Here is a 6,230-nt window from a genome sequence, read left to right as displayed (position 1 = left end):
TATACTCTATTTTTAAAATTGCTTCTGTATTTGGTGCTATTTATATATTTATTCCCACAACCTCAGTTACGGGGAGTGTGGCAATATCCATAAACTTACCGCGCCTCATATCATCGTTATGCATAATATCGGTTACACGGGAAAATACATTTTCTATAAAAACTTCCCTATCTTCCATCTTTCTCCTTATGCCGAAACGCAGTTTTTTACGATCTTCGTCTTGTAAAGTATTAATGAGGTTTTTCGTGGTCAGTATCGAACCATATCTGGCAAGGTCTGAAAGTCTTCCGGTATAATTAATGGTATCCCCTAATGCCATGAACTCCATACTTGTTGAAGCGTTTACTGTGCTGAAGTATTCCATGCCTTCATTGATGCCTATATTTAAATAAAGCTCATTATACCATTTTTTTCTGGCTTTCCATTCGGCCGAAATTCTTTCCATTTTTTCCTTTATGTCCATTGCACAGTATATTGAATTAATAAGATAGTTAGAATTTTGCTCCTTTAAAAAATAGTATACAATACCATCGCCGGCATGTTTTCCATATATACCGTAATACTTCTTGAAAGATCCTTCCATGGTCTTCCACAATTGATTAATCAACTCAAAGTATTCTTCTGGAGGTAACTCTGCGCATATACGGACAGAATCCTGCAAGTCAGCAAACAAAACACAAAACGATACCATAGTCGGTAATCTCTTCTGAAGCAGATCTTTAATTACATTTTCACGGCCTGATAGAAATTGTGTAATCTCTTCGATATAACTGTTTGCAGGAACATAAACAAACAATAAACCTTCTCTGAAAAACGAAGTATATATACGGTACGATTCGCTTGAACCGTCATTTTTTATTATAGTCATAAAACTCTCTCTGATTAGCTCTTTTGGTAACGGTAAAACTCTGTCATATGCATTTTCTAATAGATTTATTTCATTATTTGTAACATCTGTATATATCTTTGAAATATAGTCACGAGGGTTATTTGACTTTACAAATGACATGTGAAAATCAATTATACTTTGCCAATTTTGAATTCCACTATTAAATTCCCAGTTAAAGAACAGTTTAAATATATTTCTTGATTCAGCATTTCTTATGTCTTTAACATCTTTGTTAAAGACATGTTCTTCCGCCGCCTTATTAATCCACTCTATTTCAAATTTGTGGTTAATAAGATATGCAGGGGTTTGTATATCATCTATGCTTATAGTAACCTTCTGATCTGTATCTGCGTATACCTTGTTGTCCAACCTTTTACTATCCAGCTCTAAAACTGCTGCCGCTGTTGCTGCTGTTGTTGTTGCTGTTGTTGCTGTTGTTGCTGTTACTTTTTGTACTTTTTTCTCTTTCAACTTCTTCACTATGGAAAAAACCGAGTTCCCCTGTTGTTTTAACTGCTTAACCATAGCTATACGATCTATTGCTGTTGGGGGAAAATAGCCTATCTTCTTTGTGCCTTCCATCCCTTCTCGTGGTTTGAGTACAACTGGTTTCTGAATAATACCTAATTTAATATAGTTATTAAGGGTTGCCCTTGAAATCCCACACGAATCTATAATTTCTTTACTGCTTACCCAGTCCTGATACTTTTCGTCTAATATTTTCATAAAGACTCCTTTGTTTAGACAGTTATTATCCTACTATCTATATTTATACAGATTGAATAATTTGTCAAGTAAAAAATTACAATTATGTACATTTTTTTATGTTTGCTTATACAGTATATTGTACAAATAGACAGTTAACCCTTTATACTTAGACAGTATCTAATGATACAATTGTTTAGCTAATAGAAATTGTTTAAAATAGATTGTAATTATGATTAATAAATGATTGATATATCGAGTTGAAATGCCCCGTCACACACATTAAGATATTTACCTGCAAAAAATAATATTTGTTTTGTTAATATATAATTAATATTGTTAATATATAATTAATAAATCTATACTCTATTTTTAAAATTGCTTCTGTATTTGGTGCTATTTATATATTTATTCCCACAACCTCAGTTACGGGGAGTGTGGCAATATCCATAAACAAAAACAGTCTCACAAAACTGGACAGTGACATAGGTGGTTAAGCTGCTCTATACTAAAACAATAGAAAGGAGCAGCAAAATGGCAAAAAGACCAAGAAGGAATCATGGAGCAGCATTTAAGGCAAAAGTAGCACTGGAGGCAATTAAAGGAGAGCGGACATTAGTGGAGCTGGCAGAACGGTTTCGGGTGCATCCCAACCAGATCGCGGAGTGGAAGAAACTTCTTCTTGAGAAGGCACCAGAAGTCTTCGACAAAGGAAAAAACTCAGAGAAAGCACCGTACGTAAAGGAACTTCATGCCAAGATCGGGCAGCTTACGATGGAAAACAATTTTTTATCAGTCGCGCTCGGGCGCATAGCCGAACCGGGCGCAATGAAATGATCAACAAGGACCATCCATTGTCTATAACAAAGCAGTGCCATATATTACAACTCTCCCGGTCAGGTGGTGTCTATTACACACCTCATCCGGTAAGCGACAAGGACAGAGAACTCATGCGTCTCATCGACAAGCTTCATCTCGACCACCTCTACCTTGGTTCACGGAGCATGAGGAATGAGCTCTGGAATAAAGGCCATAAGACAGGAAGAACCCACGTAAGAACCCTCATGCGAAAGATGGGCATAGAGGCACTTTACAAAAAGCCTCGTCTCTCTAAATCCCATCCCGAGCATAAGATCTATCCCTACCTCCTCCGTGGACTCGACATCACGGAGGTTAATGCCGTGTGGTGCTCGGATATCACATACATCCCCATGGCAAAAGGCTTTTGCTATCTCATAGCCATTATGGACTGGGCAAGCAGAAAAGTCTTGTCCTGGAGGTTGTCAAACACATTAGACGTGTCATTCTGCATAGAAGCCCTTGAGGAAGCGATACAGAAATACGGAACACCCTACATATTCAATACCGACCAGGGGAGTCAGTTTACATCTCTGGAGTTTACAAAGATTCTCATTGACCACAACGAGCCTGTAGAAAAACCCCTAACAGCGCCCCGAAACGATTAAAGACTATTTTTTTGTGAGTCATTTGTCCTTCCCAAGTATGAAATCGTCGATTGTAGAGCATTCTGTGAAGTCATCCATTTTTACATCCCACCCAAGAAATTACTTGGGGACTTTTCCTACAGGCTCAACATCGGGATCAGCATGGACGGACAGGGTCGCTGGAGAGACAACATATTTATTGAACGTCTCTGGAAGACAGTCAAATATGAAGAAATGTACATCAAGGCGTATGAATCAATCACTGATGCGAAAAAGGAGCTTAAGAAGTTTTTTAATCAAAAAAATGTATGGAGGCGGCATCAGGGTCTTGACGACAGGACCCCGGATGAGGTTTATTGGAGTACGCTGCCGAAGATGAAGGATGCAGTATGAACCGGAGCGGCGAACCACTTAAAACCTGTTGGGTATTGTATGAAAGAACTTGACCACCTCACTTATCCGTACCACCTTTCTTTGTTTACATAACAATTATTATCGTTTAATGTCAGTTCAGCTATATATCTAATCGAAGTAATTTATATTTATTCTGATTTATAAACAATGCAGTTTTTTTTAAAGTTAAAATGAGAAAACATTTTTATGCAATTAACTTTATCCGTATCTATATTGAACCCCGTAATCTCCTCTTGGATAAATCCATTCTATAGCGCCTTCGATACAAGCAATCTTGCATGTTCCGCATTCGAGGCACCCTGCAAATTCAACAACAACCTCATTGTTTTCTTCATTTAAAGTATAAAGATGGCCGGGGCAGATAAAAAGACAATATTTAATTTTACACTTATCTCTACAGATATCATGATTTATTTTTATATGGCTTTCCCTGTCTGTCTTAAATGCATCAATGGTAAGCTTTTCATCAACTCTCATATTACACCTATAAGTTTTTTAATGTGTAAAGTTCTTTTAATCTTTTAAAGCTTAATAAACCGGATGCCTTCATCTCACCCCACAAAGATTTTCCAATTCTTCCTTTTGGCTCTTCGCCAAACCACATAATCTTCTCAACCAGATCGGGAAAAGATTTCGGGTAGAAAGAAAAAAAAGAATCATTGTCAAGAAATGCCGGTATATCCTTGCATGTATAAAGATCCTTTAAGACGAAAGTCTCGCGCAATTTACTTTCATAATAGGCAAGTGTTTTCTCTGAATAGTCTTCGGCTTCTTTTGCCTTTATTACTGACTCAGCCGCGATAATTCCAGATGCAATCGCAAACTCCATTCCTCTTACCGTTACCCCCATGTTTAATGCAAAACCTGCAGCATCGCCTGTAACTATAATACCATTCCCGTAAAGTTTAGATATACCATTATAACCAGCTTCAGGTATTATATGCGCAGAATATTCAACAAGACTTCCACCGTCAATCAGCCTACCTACTTCATATCTATCCTTAAAATCATCCATCAAGGCATGAGCCTCAATAGTTGGCGTCTTTTCTATAAACGCTTTAATCCCGACAACTATACCAAGAGATACTGTTTCTTTATTTGTATATAAAAAACCTCCACCGAACATGCCCTTTGTAACATCACCAATAAAAAGATGAGCACAACCTTCGTTGATATCAACATTGAATCGGTCATTGATTTTTTCTTCTGATAGCTCAATGACTTCTTTGATACCAACAGCATAATTCTTCGGTTTCATCTTCTGTTTAAGTCCAGCCTTTTCGGCCATAAAAGAAAGAACACCATCAGATGCTATAACTACATTTGCATATATCTCTTCTTCACCGGCTCTTACTCCAACTATAGTATCTCCTTCCCATAAAAGGTCATCGACTCTGTATTTAGGTATTACATAAACACCTTTTTCAATCAGCTTTTCAGATAGCCACCTGTCAAAGTATGCTCTTAAAATGGTATAGCTGTGATTTGTCTGTTTAAATCTTTCACCAGTGAAATCAATACTAATTGAATTGTCGTCACCCAATAGACTCCATCTTTCCCTTACTACTTTTCTCTCGAAAGGGGCACCATCAAGCATGTCTCCAACGATTGATTTTATCGGTTCGAGATAAAGTCTTCCACCTGTTACATTTTTACTGCCCGGGAAATCACCTCTTTCCACAACTATAACTTGCATGTCTTTTTCAGCAAGTTTATATGCACAGGATAATCCTGAGAGCCCCCCTCCCACAATTACAGCATCAATTTTATCCATGCCAAGCCTCTTCTAAACCTCTTGTTTTATTTTTATTAGCTCTTCTTTTAATACTGGCAGTATAGTAAAAATATCATCTACTATCCCATAATCAGCATACTGGAATATAAGGGCATTTGGGTCTTTGTTTATTGCAACAATTACTTTTGCTGTATCCATGCCCATTGTATGATGGAGTGCGCCTGAAACACCACAACCTATATATAGTTTTGGAGATACGGTCTTGCCACTTTTGCCAATCTGATCATTGTAGTCTCTCCACTTACTATCCACAACTGCACGGGACGCACCAACCCTTCCTTCCATAACCCCAGCTATTTCTTCAAGCATCTGAAAATTTTCAGGTCCCTTCATACCACGGCCACCGCAGATTATAAAATCTGCTTCCTGCAAATCTACCTTTTTTGATCCTGATTTGTCTGTGCTAATCAAACTGATTCGTGGATCGCCAACTACATCTACCGTCTCGTCAATCAATTCTCCATTTAACGATCTCTTTTCGACAGGGAATGAGTTTGGCCTGAAAGTTACAAAAAAAGTTGAGTCATCTTTACATACGATCCATGAGATAATTTTTCCACCGAAGAGTGGTTTTTTGATCTTTATGCTTTCTCCGTCAAAAACAGCACCGACCGCATCAGATACAATAGCTCCATTAAATTTTGCAGCTAACCTCGGGAAAATATCTTTGCCTGTAATAGTCGATGCACCAAATACAGCGTAAGGTTTATACTTTTTTATTAACTGCTCCATAACGTGTGTAAAAATATCCCATCTGTAATTTTTTAATTTCTCATTATTAACAACTATAACCTTATCTGCAAATTCTTTCAGTTGATTTGCAGCCGCTACTATGTCATTACCAATAATCACTGCATACACAGTCGATAATGATTTTTCTGATATCTCCTTTGCTTTAGACAGTAATTCAAACGATACTTTCCTTATGGACCCTTCTTTGCATTCTATAAATACAAATATATCTTTGAACATGTTTTAGTCT

7 protein-coding genes are annotated in these 6,230 nt (G+C 37.3%); 3 read left to right on the top strand and 4 right to left on the bottom strand.

Annotated features, from left to right (window positions below; all coding sequences use genetic code 11):
• Positions 1-40: 40 nt before the first annotated feature.
• Entirely contained in the window at positions 41-1,615 is a 1,575-nt protein-coding gene (locus NTX75_11290; GenBank protein ID MCX5816804.1) for an adenylate/guanylate cyclase domain-containing protein, read from the bottom strand.
• Positions 1,616-2,128: 513 nt separating this feature from the next.
• Between NTX75_11290 and NTX75_11285 the strand changes: the two genes are divergently transcribed.
• From NTX75_11285 to NTX75_11275, 3 genes are all read left to right on the top strand, one after another.
• The gene (locus tag NTX75_11285) at positions 2,129-2,431 is read left to right on the top strand and encodes a transposase (protein ID MCX5816803.1); all 303 of its coding nucleotides are present in this window, start codon (positions 2,129-2,131) and stop codon (positions 2,429-2,431) included.
• Complete coding sequence (locus NTX75_11280) at positions 2,428-3,060, top strand: IS3 family transposase (GenBank protein MCX5816802.1); 633 nt, start codon at positions 2,428-2,430, stop codon at positions 3,058-3,060. Before NTX75_11285 ends, NTX75_11280 begins: the two co-directional genes overlap by 4 nt.
• Positions 3,061-3,201: 141 nt before the next feature.
• Positions 3,202-3,432, top strand: coding sequence for an integrase core domain-containing protein (locus tag NTX75_11275; protein MCX5816801.1), 231 nt, complete (start codon positions 3,202-3,204; stop codon positions 3,430-3,432).
• Between the two features lie 219 nt (positions 3,433-3,651).
• On the opposite strand, the gene NTX75_11270 is transcribed toward NTX75_11275, so the two are convergent.
• From NTX75_11270 to NTX75_11260, 3 genes are read right to left on the bottom strand one after another with little or no spacing between them, the layout of a single operon-like run.
• Positions 3,652-3,930, bottom strand: coding sequence for a 4Fe-4S dicluster domain-containing protein (locus NTX75_11270; GenBank protein MCX5816800.1), 279 nt, complete (start codon positions 3,928-3,930; stop codon positions 3,652-3,654).
• A gap of 7 nt (positions 3,931-3,937) precedes the next feature.
• A complete protein-coding gene (locus tag NTX75_11265; protein ID MCX5816799.1) occupies positions 3,938-5,227 on the bottom strand; it encodes an FAD-dependent oxidoreductase in 1,290 nt (429 codons plus the stop codon).
• Between the two features lie 12 nt (positions 5,228-5,239).
• Complete coding sequence (locus NTX75_11260; protein ID MCX5816798.1) at positions 5,240-6,220, bottom strand: electron transfer flavoprotein subunit alpha/FixB family protein; 981 nt, start codon at positions 6,218-6,220, stop codon at positions 5,240-5,242.
• Positions 6,221-6,230 lie beyond the last annotated feature (10 nt).

This window comes from Pseudomonadota bacterium (genome assembly GCA_026388315.1).
Taxonomy (GTDB): Bacteria; Desulfobacterota; Syntrophorhabdia; order Syntrophorhabdales; family Syntrophorhabdaceae; genus MWEV01.
The sequence above is the reverse complement of the archived record's forward strand: the minus strand, read 5'-3'. Positions and strand labels throughout refer to the sequence as shown.